The following is a 15,499-nucleotide window of genomic DNA, read 5'->3' on the forward strand; positions in this document are numbered from 1 at the left end:
GGCCTCGTGATGCTCGTCATTTGGCCCGGCACCCCAGTTGTCGCGTGAACGCTGCGCCTGTTTGTTGGACTTGCACTAGGTGGTGAGAATCTTGGACGGCCCGGCGATGGCCGCCGAGATGTTGGACAGCTCGGTGATGAGAATGACCAGCAGGTCGTCCACCGAGACCAGCCCCACCATCCGTCCCTGGCCGTCCAGGATGGGCAGCCGCCGGATCGAGGCCTCCGCCATCTTGATGGCCGCGTCCATCAGGGTGTCGCTCCTGCGGCCGGTGATGACGTGGCGGCACATGACTTCCTCGACGCGAGTCGCGTCGGGGAGCCGCCCCTCTGCCACCACCGCGAGCACGATGTCCCGGTCGGTGAGGATCCCCACCGGCTTGCGGGTGGAGCCGGTGACGACCACGCAACCCACCCCCTCGTCCCGCATGCGCTTGGCCGCGGCCGCGACGGTCTCGGTGGGGCGAACCGTCACCGGCTTGGTGTTCATCAGGTCCGCGAGAGTCATGGGCCGCCTCCACCGGGAAGGGCTTTTGTGCTTGCCATTGTAGCCGGGCGATGCTAGTAAAGCAAGCGGCGTGGCTCACCGGGGCGCGGCCGGGCGGCCGGCGCGCCCGGTTTTTTCTCGCGGGACCTGCAGAAGGAGCGGAGAGACCCCGGGTTATGGCAGAGCGAGCCGAACTCGCGCTCTCCCCCGCGGTGGGAGGCGAGGTCCGGCTGGGCCAGTATGTCGTCCTGGAGGAGCTGGCCGGCGGCGGCATGGCCCGGCTCTATCGCGCCCGCCACGCCAGCCTCGGGCGCGTGGTGGCCCTGAAGGAGCTCCACCCCCGCTACCGGGATGACCCGGCGATGCGGGAGCGCTTCCGCCGCGAGGCGGAGGTGGCGACCAGCCTGGCCCACGACCACATCGTCCGGGCGTACGAGTTCTGGGAGGATGCCGGGCGGGCCTTCCTCGCCCTGGAGTTCGTGGACGGGCTGGACGGCAAGTCCCTCCTCCAACGGGTGGGGCGGCTGCCGGCCACGGTCACTGTGGCGGTGGGGGCCCAGATCTGCGACGCCCTCGCCTACGCCCATCGGCGCGGGCTCATCCACCGGGATCTGAAGCCCAGCAACATTCTGATCGGGATCGAGGGTCGGGCCAAGCTCGGGGACTTCGGGATCGCGGTCCTGCCCGACGCCTCCGCCCTCACCCAGACCGGCCAGGCCTTCGGGACCCCCGCCTACATGTCCCCCGAGCAGATCCAGGGGGAGTCACTCACGCCCGCTTCAGATCTGTTCGCCCTGGGGATCGTCCTGTACGAATTGTGCACGGGGGTCAAGCCGTTTCCGGGGGATGCCGAAACGAGTGTCGTCAACCAGATCCTCACGACCGAGCCCGAGTCCCCCCGGCGCCTCGCCCGGGAGATCCCGTTGGCGCTGGACCGGGTCATCATGCGCACCCTGAAGCGGCGGCCGGCCCAGCGGTACGCGGAGGCCTACGCCCTGAAGACGGCCCTCCTGGATGCCGTCCCGCTGACGGGGGCCGAAGCCGTGAAGACCCTCGGGGACTTCGTCGCGGCGGCCCGGCGGAGCCGCCGGGGGCGGCCCGGGGATGGAGGGTCTCCCGCCCGCACAGCCCGTGCGGGGCGCCTCCTGGCCGCGGCGGGGCTGGCCGCGATGATTGCGGTCGCGTCCCCCGGCTGGATCCGCTGGCACTCCCAGGGGAGGATCGTGGAGCCGCGCGGCGGACCGTCCCCTCTCCCGGCGCTCGCACTTCCCGCCGCATCCAGGCCAGGGTCCCCTGCGCCCTCCTCGCTGACCCACACGGTCCAGCCCGGCGAGACCCTCGGGGCGATCGCGCTGCGCTACTACCGGGAGGCCCGCCACTTCCCCCTGCTCGTCGCAGCGAATCGCCTCGATCCCCGGGCTGCCCTGCGCCCCGGGCAGGTGCTGCGCATCCCGATCGGGGAACCCTACGAGGTCCGGCCGGGGGACAGTGTGTCCAGCATCGCCGAGCGCGCCTTGGGGGACTCCCGGCGCGGCTGGATACTCCTGGACCTGAACGACCTGCGGGACCCCGACCGGCTCCTGCCCGGACAGACCGTCTGGCTCCCCCTGCGGGGGGGCCACGAGGTGCGCCGAGGGGAGACGCTCGCCACCATCGCCGAGCGGTACTACGGTTCCCCCACCTTTGCCGCGCGGCTGGCCCGCTACAACTTCCTTCCGGATGGGGAGACGCCCCCGGAGGGGACCCGCCTGGAGATCCCCCTCCTGGCGCCGACCACGCCCCGGGGGTGATGGAGGCCGCATGCCGCCGGGACCTGCCGAAGACCCTGAGGACAGCACCGATCCGGTCACCCGCCCCAAGGTGCGGGCTGAGGGTGGAGCCCGCCTGCGCGGGTCCGTGGTCATCGTGGAGGGCCCGGGGGCCGGTCACGAGTACCCGCTCGGCAAGGCCGTGAACGTCGTGGGCCGGGAGAAGGGGGTGGACGTCCTCCTCCCCGACACCGCCGTCTCGCGGCGCCACGCCGCGATCGAGGCGGCGGGCGGCGCCTTTCGCCTGAAGGACCTGGGGAGCACGAACGGGACGCTCCTCAACGGGAAGAAGGTCCGGGAGAGCCCCATCCGCCACGGGGATCGGTTCCAGGTGGGGAACACGACTCTGCAGTTCGTCGTGGAGGAGCGGGAGGGGGGCGGCCCCGTCTACGAGGTGGAGTGAGCTTCCCGCTGGTCCATCCGGCGGGCAGGGCCCGCCGGGTGGCCGTCGCCGCGCTCACCCTCCACCTGGCGGCCGCGGCGGCGGCCGGGGCGGCCCCGCCCCCCGTCGTGCACCGCGTCGGCGCCATCGCCACCACCCACCCGCTGGCCTCCGAGGCGGGGCTGGAGGTGATGGCCCGGGGCGGGAATGCCGTGGATGCGGCGGTGGCCGCGGCCGCCGTCCTCGGGGTCGTGGAGCCCGGCTCCTCCGGCCCGGCCGGATCCGGGTTCTTGATCCTGTACCGAGCCGAGGACCGGCAGGTCCGGGTCCTGGAGTTCACCGGGAGCGCGCCGGCGGCGGCGCCGGCCGCGGCCTACACGCGGGCCGCCGCCCTGCGGGGTCCGCTTGCACCAACCGTTCCCGGCGCCGTGGCCGGCTGGGCCGAGGCGGTTCGGGCACACGGGCGCCTCCCCCTCGCGACTCTCCTCGAGTCTGCCATCCACCACGCCGCCGAGGGGTTCCCCCTCGGCCCGCGCGCCCATCGAGCCATCCAGGAGAGCGCCCCGATCCTGTCCCCCGAGGCGGCCCGCGTGTTCCTGCCGGGAGGCCGCGCGCCCGAACCCGGGACGCTCTTCCGGCAGCCGGACCTCGCCCGGACCCTACGCGAGATCGCTGCCGGGGGGCCGGAAGCCCTGTACCGGGGGGCGATCGGCCGGCGCCTCGTGGCCTTCCTGCGGGCCCGCGGCGGCATCCTCGATGCGGCCGACCTGGCCGCCTACCGGCCCCGCTGGGTGAAGCCCCTCACGGGGAGGGTCGGGGACCTCACCGTCGCCACGGTCCCGCCGCCGGGGGCGGGGCTCATTGTCGTGGAGCTGCTCCAGGCGCTCGAGGGGGAGGACCTCCGGACCCTCGGGCGTGGCCACGCGGTCCTCATTCACCGGCAGGTGGAAGGGTTCAAGCTGGCGATGGCCGATTTCTTCCGGTTCGTGGCGGACCCGGCCTTCGCCCCGCCGTTCCCCCCTCACCTGCTCTCCCCGACGACGGCGGCGGAGCGCCGGCGTGCCGTCTCCCGCAACCGGGCGCTGCCCGCCATCCCGGTTCCCGGCCCGGCCGAAAGCTCCCACACCACGACCGTGGCCGCAGCGGATGCCGGGGGGAACATGGCTGTCCTCACGACCTCGCTCATCTCGGGATTCGGCTCGGGCCTCCTCGTCCCGGGGACCGGAGTCGTCCTGAACAACGAGATGGTCCTCTTCAACGTTGGGCAGACAGAGGGGCAGGGGGTGAACGGGATCGCGGCCGGGAAGCGCCCGGCCACTCCGATCGCCCCCACGATCCTCCTGCAGCAGGGACGCCCGGTCCTGGCCCTCGGGGCCGCCGGGGCGTACGCGATCCCCCAGGCGATCGCCCAGGTGGCCGTGAACGTCACGGGGTTCGGCATGCCCCTGCGGGAGGCCGTCGCGGCGCCCCGCTTCGCCTACGCGGGCCCCGGGGGGATCCTGGCGGGGGGCGCGCAGCTCTACCTGGAGGACGGGATCCCGGCGGCGGCGGCCGCTGCCCTCGCCGCCCTCGGGCACCAGGTCCTGTACGGCGAGGCGGGGAGGCGCCACACGGCCGGCACCGTCCAAGCCCTCGCCTTCGACCGGGGCCGGGGCGTGGTGGAGGCGGCAGCGGACCCACGGGGGGAGGGCTCAGCGCTCGGCCGCTAGGGTCCTTGACCGGGGGAAGGGCGTGGGCTATGCTGCGCGCGCGCTGGAATCCACGGGCCTCGAGAGCGTGGGAAGGGTGAAAGGAGGGTTTCCGGGATGCAGACGGCGACGCGGGTCTCGACGTTAGCGGAGGCCACGATCCCGCGGGGCGGGCTCCTCAGGGATGCCCTCCTGATCGTGGGCGGGAGCCTCTTGACGGCGCTGTGCGCGCAGATCGTCATCCCGCTCACCCCGGTCCCGATCACCGGCCAGACCTTCGCGGTCCTCCTGACCGGGGCCGCCCTGGGAGCCCTCCGGGGGACCGCCGCCATCGGGCTGTACGTCGTGGAGGGACTGGTCGGCCTGCCCGTCTTTGCCGGGGGGGGCGCGGGGCTCGCCCGGCTCCAGGGACCGACGGGCGGCTACCTCCTCGGCTTCATCGCTGCGGCGTATCTCACCGGGACACTGGCCGAGCGGGGGTGGGACCGGCGCGTCCGCTTCGCGGCCGTGGCGATGGCCGCCGGGAACGTGGTCATCTACCTGTTCGGAGTTCCCTGGCTCGCCCTCTACCTCGGGTGGGCCGATGCGGTGACGAAGGGCCTCCTCCCCTTCATCCTGGGCGACTTCCTCAAGCTGGCGGCGGCCGCTCTCGCCCTCCCGGGGGCGTGGGTCCTCGTGCGCCGCGGCGACGTCCGCTGAGGCATCCGGAACGACATGCGGCCCCGCGGGGGACTTCTCCCGCGGGGCCGCGGTGTTCTTCAGGGCGGGAGCGGATCAGGCCGGGTACTGGAGGAGCAGCGACCGGATCTCCTTGCTGATCCGGAGCGCCTCGTCGTGCGGCCGCTGCCAGACGTTGCGGCCGAAAATGAGCCCGGTGGCCCCGGCGTCCATGGCGATCCGGGCCTTCTCCATCAGGTCGGCGTCCGAGATTTTCGAGCCTCCCGAGACCAGGACCATGGTCCGGCCGGCCGCGCGGACCACCCGCTCCATGGCCTCCTCCTGGCTGACCCGCAGGGTGTTATAGGGCTTGGGGGCCTCCCTGTCCTTCTCGGGATCCAGCACCGGCATGTTCACCTTCACCACGTCGGCACCGAGCTCCCCCGCCACCCGCGCCGCGTACACGATCGCGTAGAGGCCGTCCCGCCCCCCCTTTTTCTTGATGGCCTCCCCCCGCGGGTAGGCCCAGATGATGACCGGCATCCCGAAGCGCTCCGCCTCCTCGCGGACCGCCATGAACTGGACGAAGTCCTCGGCCTGGGCCGGGGAGCCCACGTAGAGGGTGTAGCCCACGGCATCCGCCCCCAACCGGACCGCGTCCTCCACGGAGGCGATGCACGGGGAGAGGGCCTGGTTGTCGTCCGGGATCTCGGTCTTGCCGTTGAGCTTGAGGACCAGGGGGACGGACCCCTCGTACCCGCGCATGTACTTGGCGGCGAGACCCACCTGGAAGACGATTCCGGAGTACCCCCCCTCCCGGGCAATCCGGAGCTGGTACTCGGGGTCGAGGCTGTCCGGATTCTCGAAAAAGTCCCGCGGCCCGTGCTCCAGACCCTGGTCGATGGGGAGGAGGAGGAGCGTTCCGTTCCCCGGCCCGTGCTCGTACAGAATCCGCCGCAGCCGGGTCCGTTTCCCCAGGCTGAGGCCGAGGTCATCGAGCGTCACTCGCCGTACCCGCACTTTCATCCGACTCCCTCCTCTCGGAGCTGCCGGCCCGTCCTCACTGGCCCTACTATAGCGCAGGGAGGGGCGAGAAGGCCAGCCCTCGAACCGTCCCTCTCGCCTTGACCGGGCTCCGGGCAGCCGCTATCCTCCCGCCGACCGGTCCGCCCGAGGGGTCCACGCCGAGCGCCCGGTGCCGGGGAGCGCCCATGACCCGCTTCGTGAAATCCCACGGTCTCGGCAACGACTACCTGGTGCTGGAGGAGGCTGCCCTCGGTTTCCCGCTGACGCCCGGGGCGATCCGTCTCGTCTGCCACCGGAACTACGGCGTGGGCTCGGACGGGATCCTGCTCCTGACGGGGAGCCGTGCCGCCGATTTCGGCCTGCGCATATTCAATCCGGACGGGAGTGAGGCGGAGAAGAGCGGCAATGGCCTCCGGATCTTCGCCCGCTACCTGGCGGAGGCCGGGCACGCCCGGACGGATACGTTCACGGTGGAGACCAAAGGGGGGGTGGTCCGGGCCTCCCTCAGCCGGGAGGCGGGGCGCATCACCGGCATCACCGTGGAGATGGGGCGTGCGAGCTTCCTCAGTGGGGAGATCCCGGTGCGGGGACCGTCGCGGGAGGTCCTCCGGGAGCCGCTCGAGGTGGAGGGGGAGCGGCTCACGGTCACCTGCGTCTCGGTCGGCAACCCGCACTGCGTGATCCTGTCGGACGCCCTCGACCCGGCGACCGTCCGGCGCCTGGGACCGAAGGTCGAGCACCACCCCGCCTTTCCGAGCCGGATCAACGTGCAGTTCGCCCGGGTGCTCGACCGGGGGCGGGTGGCGATCCTCATCTGGGAGCGCGGGGCCGGCTTCACGCTGGCCTCCGGCTCCTCCGCCTGCGCGGTGGCCGCCGCCTGCCGGAAGCACGGCCTGACGGATGCGCGGATCGCGATCGAGATGCCCGGCGGGACGCTGGCCATCGAGGTCGCCCCCGACTTCAGCCTGCGGATGACCGGACCGGCGGAGCCGATCTGCGCGGGAATCCTCAGCGCCGACCTGGAGGCCCGCTGCCGGGCGGGGTGGGAGCCCCCTGCCGGCTAGACGCCGTTGGCATGGATGAAATCTACCTGGACACGGAAAGCCAGCGGGGGCCGGAGGAGGTCTCCGGCGGGTGGGACAACATCCCCGCTTTCGGCCTCGCGGTGGCGGTCACCTGGGATGCGGCCTTCGGGTTCCGGGAGTGGTTCGAGCCGGACGCGCTCCCCCTGCTGGAGGAACTCGCCCGCTTCCCCCGCCTCGTCACCTTCAACGGCAACCGCTTCGACCTTCCCCTCCTCTCGGCCTACGGGCCGACGCAGGCCCTGCTTCCCAGGTCGTTCGACATCCTGGTGGACCTGCGCCGCCGCCTGGGATTCCGGGTGAGCCTGGAAGACCTGGCCCGGGCGACGTTAGGGCGGGGCAAGGGGGGAAGCGGCGAGCAGGCGATCCGTTGGTGGCGCTCCGGGGACCCGGCACTGCGGCGAAAGGTGGTGGAGTACTGCCGCCAGGACGTGGAGATCCTCAGAGGGTGTGTGGAGTACGGGCGGCAACACGGGTTCGTGTTCATTCCGGGCCCCGACGCGGCGGCATCCCCGCAGCGCGTGTACGTGGCCTGGGCCCCGGCGTAAATCGGGGGGAACGGGGATGGTCCGGCGAATCTGTCGGTTCGGGTGACTGACGGGGGGAGGCTGCGGGGGGTCTAGGGCCGGGGAGGTTCCCGCCGTCGGACCGCGGCCTTGCGGGCGAGCGCCTCCTCGAAGGGCGTCGGCTCTCGCAGGATCGGGACGTACTCCCCATCCACCAGGCGGTGATTCAGGACGACGGGAATCCACCGGATCCAGTCTTCGTGGTCCGTGACCAGATGGGACTGCAGGCGCCCGGTGCTCCGGTCCACGCGAAAGCCGGTGGGCAGCGCGCTGAGCATCTCGTACGCCTCCACGGAGATGGGCGTGCAGATGTCCCCCAGGGAGACATCCGACCGCTCCCGGGAGAACCCCTGAATCACCCCGTCATCAGTATGGTAGACGTAGGGCACGCTTCCCCCAACACTCTAGCTCGCGCGCTCATTCACCTGAATGGCCACCCTGGCCCGGAGCTGCTGCAGCCAGGTGTTCACGACCTGCTGCTCCTTTTGGGCCAGGAGGCTGCGGTGCCAGGTGGTCCGTTCCTTCGCGTAGGCGGCCATGTCGGCCGGGGTGCGCTTGAGCAGGTGTAGGACGTAGGCGGCCGTGGCCGCCTCCACGACCGGGCTGACCTGCCCCCCCTTCAGCCGGAAGGCCGCCAGCCCGAACGGCTCCACATCCCCCGCGGGCACCACCCCGGCCCCCAGCGTGAAGGGCTCGGTCTTCTTGACGGGGGTGTTGGCGCCCTTGGCCGCCTGCGCCCAGGGGGTGCCGGCCGTGACGGCGGCCCGGAGCTTCTCCGCCGCCTGCCGTCCCTCCCCGCCCGCCGGGAAGGCCACATACTCCACAGTAACCTTTTCCCTCGCGGCTCGGAAGGCGGCCCGCCCCTCCGCCTCGGAGACTTTGGCTGTTCCCCGGATCAGCTCCACCATCTTCCGGCGGAGGAGATCCTGGCGGATCTGCGCCTCGAAGATCTCGGGGTTCAGCCCGTTCAGCCTGAGCAGGTCCAGGTACCGCTCGCGACTGAACTTCCCCTCCTGGGCGAAGATCGGGGTGGCTTTGATCTCCGCGACCAGCTCCGCCTCGGTGACCCTCACCCCCACCCGCTCCGCCTCCTGGAGGATGAGGGCCCGGTTGATGAGGTCCTCCAGGACCCGCTGCCGAAGGTTCATCGCCTCGAAGAGGCGGGCATCGGCCTGCTGCCCGTAGAGCCGCCGGAGGAACTCCTCCTGCCGCCTGTAGGCCTCGGCGTATTCGGTGCGCAGGATCCGCCTGTCCCCGACCGTGGCCAGGACGCTGGGGTTGCCGGTGTCGGCCCGGGAGCCCATCCCCCAGTAGAAGAGGGTGCCGATGAACGTGATGATCACCAGCCACATGACGGGGAAGAAAATGGTCTTGAAGGAGTTCCTGATGGCGCGCATCATGGCGGGTCGGCTCCCCCCGGGGGACGGGGCGGTGATCGGCCCCCGTCCCCACCGCGCTGCTAGGATACCGAAAGGTCCGCCGGGCCGCAAGAGGGCCGGGAGCCTCTTGTTTTTGGGAGAGGGCTGTGGTAAGTGTCGGCGCACGGGTTTCGGGCATAATTCCTGCAATATCGTCGCGTCGGCAAAGCGGCAGCGACACCTTCTGCGGGGGAGGACTCGATGATCTTCAACTGGTTCTACGGGATGTTCTCCAGCGACCTGGCCATTGACCTCGGGACCGCCAACACACTCATCTACGTCCGCGGGAAGGGGATCGTCCTCTCGGAGCCGAGCGTGGTGGCGATCAAGAAGGGGACGAGCCAGGTCCTGAAGGTGGGGAAGGAGGCCAAGGAGATGCTGGGGCGGACCCCCGCCAGCATCGTCGCCATCCGCCCCATGCAGGACGGGGTCATTGCCGACTTCGACGTGACGGAGCAGATGATCCGCGCCTTCATCGTGAAGATCCACAACCGGAAAGCCCTGGTGCGCCCCCGCATCGTCGTCGGAGTTCCCTCCGGCATCACCCAGGTGGAGAAGCGGGCCATCCGGGACTCGGCCGAGCAGGCGGGCGCCCGCGAGGTCTACCTGATGGAGGAGCCGATGGCAGCCGCCATCGGGGCCGGCCTGCCGGTCCAGGAGCCCTCGGGCAACATGATCGTGGACATCGGCGGCGGCACGACCGAGGTGGCGGTCATCTCCCTCTCGGGCATCGTCTACAGTCAGTCCATCCGCATCGCCGGGGACGAGATGGACGAGGCCATCATCCAGTACCTGAAGCGGAAGTACAACCTGCTGGTCGGCGAGCGGACCTCCGAGAACATCAAGATCCAGATCGGCTCCGCCTATCCCTTCGACGAGCCCCGGAAGATGGAGATCAAGGGGCGGGACCTGGTGGACGGCATCCCCAAGACCCTCACGGTGACCGACAGCGACATCCGGGAGGCCCTCCACGACCCCATCTACGCCATCGTGGATGCGGTCAAGACCGCCCTGGAGCGCACCCCCCCCGAGCTGGCCGCGGACATCGCGGAGAAGGGGGTGGTGATGGCCGGGGGTGGCTCCCTCCTCCACGGCCTGGACACGCTCATCGCCCTGGAGACGCACCTGAAGGTCACGGTGGCAGACGATCCCCTCTCCTGTGTCGTCCTGGGCGCCGGGAAGGTGCTGGACGAGCTGGACCTCCTGAAGGTCGTCTGCCTGGACTCGTGAGGCCCCCCGGTCCGCGCCACCCGGCGGCGAACCCGAGCGGGCCGGTCCGGCGGGGGCGCGGCCCCGGGTGCCCCGGGCCCCGCAGGCGGGCGCCCCTCCTGTTCTCGCCCTGCATGCTCCGTGTGGTTCCGGCTCTGGCGGCCTAGAAGAGGGCGGACGCCCTGATGCTCCTCCGGGTCTTCCTCCGGTACCGTCGTACCGTCATCCTCTCCGTCGCTCTCCTCGTCTCCTTCCTCTTCATGACCCTCCAGGTCCGCGAGCGGGGTCCCCTGGTGGATCTGGTGGAGCGGGGGCTGGTGCTCACCGTCACCCCCTTCCTGAAGCTCTACGCCGCCGTGACGGGGACCGGCTCCCGGCTCTGGGTGAATTATGTGGACCTGCGGAACGTCCGGGCCGAGAATCTCCGCCTGCAGGAGGAGGCCGCGGCGCTGCGCGAGGAAGTCCGCCGCTTCGCGGAGGCCGGCCAGGAGAACGCCAGGCTGCGCCGCTTGCTCGCTCTGCCGGAGAGGCACGAGCTCGAGCTGGTGACCGCCCAGGTCATCGCGAAGGACACGACCAACTGGTTCAAGACCATCCTGATCAACAAGGGCTCCGAGGCGGCCGTGCGGCGGAATCTGCCGGTCATCTCCACGGAGGGGCTCGTCGGTCGGGTCGTGGAGGTGATGCCCGGGACGGCGAAAGTCCAGCTCCTCACCGACCCGGTCTCCTCCGTGGGGGCGCTGCTGCAGGAGCAGCGGGCGACGGGACTCGTGACCGGGGACCGCGGCCAGTCCGCCACGGTGAAGTACCTCCCCCTCATGGCCGAGGTCCGGGTGGGCGATGCGGTCCTGACCTCGGGGATGGGGGGGATTTTCCCCAAGGGGATCCTGATCGGGACCGTGACCGCGATCCACCGCAAGAGCGGGGCCCTGTTCCAGGAGGCGGCGATCCAGCCGAGCGTGGACTTCGGCCGGATGGAGGAGGTCCTCGTCATTACGGGAGAGCGCGGATCGGGACCGCCGCGGGCACGGGGGGTCCCTCCCGCGGCGGAGCGATGATCCGCTTCCTCCTGGGCCTCCTGCTGGTGACGCTCCTGCAGACGACCCTCGCCCACCGGGTGGGGGTCGCCGGCATCCGTCCGGATCTCTACCTGCTGTTCCTCTTCTTTCTCTCCTTCCGGGTCCGATCGGAGGCGGCGACGGCGATGGGCTTTCTTCTGGGCCTGTACCAGGACGCCTTCTCGGGCGCCCCCCTGGGGCTGCACGCCTTCACGCTGAGCGTCGGGGGCTTCGTCCTGACCGGGGTCGCGGAAGGGGTCGATGCGAGCCGCATCTTCCCGCGGCTGGTTCTCCTGGCATCGAGCGGCCTCGCCCTTGGGACCCTCGCCCAGCTCCTCCTCCACTTCTTCCGCCTGGATCCGCCCGTGAGCGCCCTCGTGACCGTGGTCCTCCCCACGGCGCTGTACACGGCCCTGCTGGGGGGGGCGGTCCTGGGGGCCTCCCGCCTCAAGGCGGTCCTGGAAGTCCGGCTGTGACCGCCTGGCATACCCTGAATCCGGCTCCCGCCATCCAGCGCCGGGTGGGCCGCCTCATCCTGGTGGTCACCGCGGTCGTCGTCGTCCTGGTGCTGCGCCTGTGGCACCTGCAGGTGCTGGAAGGGGACCGGTACGTGGCCATGGCCCGGCACAACCGCCTCCGACTCCGGCTGGTGGAGGCGCCCCGCGGGATCCTCTACGACCGGTACGGGCAGATCCTGGTGGACAACCGCCCCTCCTTCGACGTGTACCTGGTCCCCGAAGACGTGACCGAGCCGGAGCGGACCACCGCGCGCCTCGCCGACCTCCTCGGGATGCCGGCGGAGCAGGTGGCCGAGAAGCTGGCGGCCGGACGAATCCGGCCCTTTACGCCGCTCCTCCTCAAGGCGGGCGTGCCCGAGCGGACCATGGTCGCGCTGGAGGAGCGCAAGCTGGACCTCCCGGGGGTGGGCCTCAGGGTGCACCCGATCCGCGCCTACCCTGCCGGGAGCCTGGCGGCCCACCTGCTCGGGTACGTGAGCGAGGTGAACCAGGCCCAACTCGCCCGGGAGGAGTTCCGGGACTTCGCCCCCGGCGAGCCCTTCGGCCAGGCTGGCGTGGAGCGCCGCTTCGACGCGTTCATCCGGGGGATCGACGGCGGGGAGCAAATCGAAGTGGACGTCCTGGGGCGGATCACCCGCCTCGTGGATCGGACGGAGCCCCAGGCGGGTTTCAACCTGGTCCTGACGATCGATCGGCGGCTCCAGGACGCGGCCGAGAAGGCATTCGCGGGGAAGAACGGGGCCGTGGTCGCGATGGATCCGCGATCCGGGGAGATCCTGGCCTGGGTCAGCAATCCGGCTTACGACCCCAGCGTCTTCACCCAGCGGATCTCGGTGGAGGAGTGGGAGACCCTGGCCAACGATCCGCGCCACCCCCTCCAGAACCGGCCCCTGCAGGGCCAGTACCCGCCCGGCTCCATCTTCAAGCTCGTGGTGGCCGCCGCGGCCCTGGAGAGCGGGATCATCACCCCCTCCACCCCCATAGACTGCCCAGCCTCCATCACCCTGGGCAACTTCACCTTCGAGGACTGGAAGCGGGAGGGGCGCGGGGTGATGGACCTGCGCCGGGCCATCGCGGAGTCCTGCAATACCTACTTTTACCAGGTCGCCCTCAAGACCGGGATCGAGCCGATCGCGGAGATGGCGCGGGAGTTCGGGCTGGGGGGGGAGCTAGGCCTGGGCTTCGGGGACGAGAGCCGGGGGCTGGTCCCGACACCCGCCTGGAAGCAGCAGGTGACCGGAGAGCCCTGGTACCCCGGGAACACCTTGAACACCGCGATCGGCCAGGGGATGGTCCTGGCGACACCCCTGCAGGTCCTCACGATGGTCTCGGCGATCGCCAACGGAGGGGCGCTCTACAAGCCCTGGGTGGTCAAGCGGGTCGAGTCCTGGCAGGGGGAGGTCGTCGAGGAATATGGCCCCGAAGTCCTCCGCCGGGTCCGGGTGAGCCCCGAGACCCTTCGGATCCTCCGGGAGGGGATGTGGGCGGTGGTGAACGACGAGCAGGGGACGGGGCAGCGGGCCCGCATCCCCTGGATCGAGGTCGCGGGCAAGACCGGGACGGCGCAGGTGGTCCGGAAGCAGCTGGGCCAGGACCGGCGGGGCCCGAAGGACCACGGGTGGTTCGTCGCCTACGCCCCGGCCCACAGCCCCGAGGTGGCCGTGATCGTCCTGGCGGAGCACGCCGGGTTCGGGAGCGCCGCAGCCGCACCGGTCGCGCGGGCCGTCCTGGAGGCGGCCTTCCCCCTCCCCACAGTAGAGGTCCCCCGGGAGCGGCGGCCGGTCGCGCCGGCCGTGAGACAACCCACCGCCCCCCTGCCCTCCCCGGAACCGGTTTTCGGAGACTAGGGCATGCCACTGGACCGCCGCCTCATCCAGAACTTCGAGTGGCGGATCGTCCTCACCGCCTTCCTGCTGGCGGGGCTGGGGATCCTCTCGATCTATACCGCCACCGCCACCGCCACCCTGCCCCTCAAGCAGCACCTCTACCTGCGGCAGGCGACCTGGTTTGCCGTGGGGGCCGTCTTCCTCCTCGTCGCGGTGACGATCAACTACCGGACGGCCGGGCGCTTTGCGTACCTCTTCTATGGGCTCGCGATCCTCTCGCTCCTCCTGGTCCCCTTCTTTGGCCGGGTGGGGCTTGGGGCCCAGCGCTGGATCAAGCTCGGCTTCGTCGCGTTCCAGCCCTCCGAGGTCGCGAAGCTCGCCCTGGTCCTCTGTCTGGCCCGCTACTTCGAGGATCGGAAGGAGCGCCTGACCGCCCTGCGGACCATGGGCGGGGCCGCGCTCCTGACGCTGCTGCCGGCCCTCCTGGTCGTCCGTCAGCCGGACCTGGGGACGGCCCTGATCCTGCTGTCGGCGGGGATCGCCTTGATGCTCCTGGTGGGGCTCCGCCTGCGGGTCGCCGTGCCCGTGGGCGTGGGTCTCCTCGCCCTGGCCCCCATTGTCTGGACATTCCTGAAGGCCTACCAGAAGCGGCGGCTCCTGGTCTTTCTGAACCCGAACCTGGATCCGCTGGGGGCGGGGTACCACGTGGCCCAGTCCAAGATCGCCGTCGGCTCGGGAGAGTTGTGGGGGAGGGGATTCATGGCCGCTACCCAGAGCCAGCTGAACTTCCTCCCCGAGAACCACACCGATTTCATCTTTGCCGTGCTGGCGGAGCAGTGGGGGTTCGTGGGGTCGGTGGCTGCCCTGGGCCTCTTCTGCCTCCTCATCACCCGTGGACTGGAGGTCAGCATGGAGGCCAAGGATCTCCTGGGGAGCCTGATGGCGTTCGGCATCACGGCCACGATCGGCCTGCAGGCTCTCGTGAACGTCGGGATGGTGTTGGGGATCATGCCGGTGGTGGGCATCCCCCTGCCGCTCCTCTCCTACGGCGGGTCCTCGATGGTTATGACGCTCACCGCCATAGGCCTCCTGCTCAACATCCGCATGCGCCGATTCCTGTACTGAGCGGCGCCCCTCGCCGGGACCCTCCTTCCTCGCCCGGGGGACCGCCGGGGCCCACCCTGCGCGCCCCCCAGGGCAGGGACAGATCGGCACCCCGGTCCTCTCCACGGGCTGATCAGGAACCGGCCAGGAGAGTTTCATGGCGCGAAAATCCGCAGTGAGGGCGGCACGAAAATGACTTGACAGGCTGTCCACATGTGGGTAACTTCGCGCGCACCTGCCGCGTCGCGTATTTGCGCTCCCTAGGACCCAAGGCCGGTGGGGGATTCGGGCTCTCGAGGGGACTGCACCGCTCCTCTCAGGGGAGGGGCCGGCGCAGCGCTCGCCGGGCAGCGGGCGAGAAGACACGCTCCACGGGGGAGATCCATGACGATCACGCCTAGCTCTGGCTCTGACCGGAACAGCGGGAACTTCGCCTTGATCGAGGCTCTCAGGCGGTGGGGGGTCACGTTCTATTCGAGGGTCAACGGCGGGGGCGTGATTCACGTCACCAAGCACCTGCAGCCGTTCGCCGATCTCTCCCAGGCGACCGACGGCATTCCCCGGTTCCTCACCATGAGCGAGTACGTCTCGGGCTTCATGCCGCTGGGGTATTACCTGGCGTCCGGCCGCATCGCCGGCTCCATCACCACCACCGGGGCTGCCACGAAGCT

At 70.8% G+C, this 15,499-nt stretch carries 16 protein-coding genes; 12 read left to right on the forward strand and 4 right to left on the reverse strand.

All coding sequences use genetic code 11. From position 1 onward, the window contains the following. Positions 1 to 75 precede the first annotated feature (75 nt). A complete protein-coding gene (locus VGT06_09975) occupies positions 76 to 507 on the reverse strand; it encodes a CBS domain-containing protein (protein HEV8663449.1) in 432 nt (143 codons plus the stop codon). 155 nt (positions 508 to 662) lie between these two features. Here VGT06_09975 and VGT06_09980 point away from each other — a divergent pair, with 155 nt between their 5' ends. The 4 genes from VGT06_09980 to VGT06_09995 all read left to right on the forward strand — a co-directional run bounded on the left by VGT06_09980 (position 663) and on the right by VGT06_09995 (position 5,063). After that, a complete protein-coding gene (locus tag VGT06_09980; GenBank protein HEV8663450.1) occupies positions 663 to 2,276 on the forward strand; it encodes a protein kinase in 1,614 nt (537 codons plus the stop codon). A 10-nt stretch (positions 2,277 to 2,286) separates the two neighbouring features. Further along, positions 2,287 to 2,697 (forward strand): FHA domain-containing protein, encoded by a 411-nt coding sequence (locus tag VGT06_09985; protein HEV8663451.1) that lies wholly within the window; start codon positions 2,287 to 2,289, stop codon positions 2,695 to 2,697. Next, positions 2,694 to 4,385: a gamma-glutamyltransferase gene (locus tag VGT06_09990; GenBank protein ID HEV8663452.1), complete on the forward strand. Its 1,692-nt coding sequence runs from the start codon at positions 2,694 to 2,696 to the stop codon at positions 4,383 to 4,385. The genes VGT06_09985 and VGT06_09990 overlap by 4 nt, the downstream gene beginning before the upstream one ends. Before the next feature lie 96 nt (positions 4,386 to 4,481). Beyond that, on the forward strand, positions 4,482 to 5,063 hold the full coding sequence (locus VGT06_09995) for a biotin transporter BioY (GenBank protein HEV8663453.1): 582 nt from the start codon (positions 4,482 to 4,484) through the stop codon (positions 5,061 to 5,063). A gap of 75 nt (positions 5,064 to 5,138) precedes the next feature. Here VGT06_09995 and VGT06_10000 read toward each other — a convergent pair whose 3' ends face one another. Further along, complete coding sequence (locus VGT06_10000; protein HEV8663454.1) at positions 5,139 to 6,047, reverse strand: fructose-bisphosphate aldolase; 909 nt, start codon at positions 6,045 to 6,047, stop codon at positions 5,139 to 5,141. Between the two features lie 185 nt (positions 6,048 to 6,232). Here VGT06_10000 and dapF point away from each other — a divergent pair, with 185 nt between their 5' ends. Then, the gene (gene dapF, locus VGT06_10005) at positions 6,233 to 7,111 is read left to right on the forward strand and encodes a diaminopimelate epimerase (GenBank protein HEV8663455.1); all 879 of its coding nucleotides are present in this window, start codon (positions 6,233 to 6,235) and stop codon (positions 7,109 to 7,111) included. An 11-nt stretch (positions 7,112 to 7,122) separates the two neighbouring features. Further along, complete coding sequence (locus tag VGT06_10010; protein ID HEV8663456.1) at positions 7,123 to 7,677, forward strand: ribonuclease H-like domain-containing protein; 555 nt, start codon at positions 7,123 to 7,125, stop codon at positions 7,675 to 7,677. Positions 7,678 to 7,748: 71 nt separating this feature from the next. Here the strand turns inward: VGT06_10010 and VGT06_10015 are convergent, their stop codons facing one another. Both VGT06_10015 and VGT06_10020 read right to left on the reverse strand, forming a co-directional pair. Continuing rightward, the gene (locus VGT06_10015) at positions 7,749 to 8,084 is read right to left on the reverse strand and encodes a hypothetical protein (protein ID HEV8663457.1); all 336 of its coding nucleotides are present in this window, start codon (positions 8,082 to 8,084) and stop codon (positions 7,749 to 7,751) included. A 15-nt stretch (positions 8,085 to 8,099) separates the two neighbouring features. Beyond that, the gene (locus tag VGT06_10020; GenBank protein ID HEV8663458.1) at positions 8,100 to 9,092 is read right to left on the reverse strand and encodes a SurA N-terminal domain-containing protein; all 993 of its coding nucleotides are present in this window, start codon (positions 9,090 to 9,092) and stop codon (positions 8,100 to 8,102) included. 222 nt (positions 9,093 to 9,314) lie between these two features. On the opposite strand from VGT06_10020, the gene VGT06_10025 reads away from it, so the two are divergent. The 6 genes from VGT06_10025 to VGT06_10050 all read left to right on the forward strand — a co-directional run. Continuing rightward, positions 9,315 to 10,343 carry a rod shape-determining protein gene (locus VGT06_10025; protein HEV8663459.1) on the forward strand — a complete coding sequence of 343 codons (1,029 nt, stop codon included), beginning with the start codon at positions 9,315 to 9,317 and terminating at the stop codon, positions 10,341 to 10,343. Between the two features lie 164 nt (positions 10,344 to 10,507). After that, complete coding sequence (gene mreC, locus VGT06_10030) at positions 10,508 to 11,380, forward strand: rod shape-determining protein MreC (GenBank protein HEV8663460.1); 873 nt, start codon at positions 10,508 to 10,510, stop codon at positions 11,378 to 11,380. Continuing rightward, the gene (gene mreD / locus VGT06_10035) at positions 11,377 to 11,856 is read left to right on the forward strand and encodes a rod shape-determining protein MreD (protein ID HEV8663461.1); all 480 of its coding nucleotides are present in this window, start codon (positions 11,377 to 11,379) and stop codon (positions 11,854 to 11,856) included. The genes mreC and mreD overlap by 4 nt, the downstream gene beginning before the upstream one ends. Next, a complete protein-coding gene (mrdA, locus tag VGT06_10040) occupies positions 11,853 to 13,745 on the forward strand; it encodes a penicillin-binding protein 2 (GenBank protein ID HEV8663462.1) in 1,893 nt (630 codons plus the stop codon). The genes mreD and mrdA overlap by 4 nt, the downstream gene beginning before the upstream one ends. Before the next feature lie 3 nt (positions 13,746 to 13,748). Continuing rightward, on the forward strand, positions 13,749 to 14,849 hold the full coding sequence (gene rodA / locus VGT06_10045; GenBank protein HEV8663463.1) for a rod shape-determining protein RodA: 1,101 nt from the start codon (positions 13,749 to 13,751) through the stop codon (positions 14,847 to 14,849). Positions 14,850 to 15,212: 363 nt separating this feature from the next. Beyond that, on the forward strand, positions 15,213 to 15,499 hold a 287-nt coding region (locus VGT06_10050; protein HEV8663464.1), incomplete at its 3' end, for a thiamine pyrophosphate-binding protein.

It is taken from the genome of Candidatus Methylomirabilis sp., assembly GCA_036000645.1.
In the GTDB taxonomy this organism is placed as follows: Bacteria; Methylomirabilota; Methylomirabilia; order Methylomirabilales; family JACPAU01; genus JACPAU01.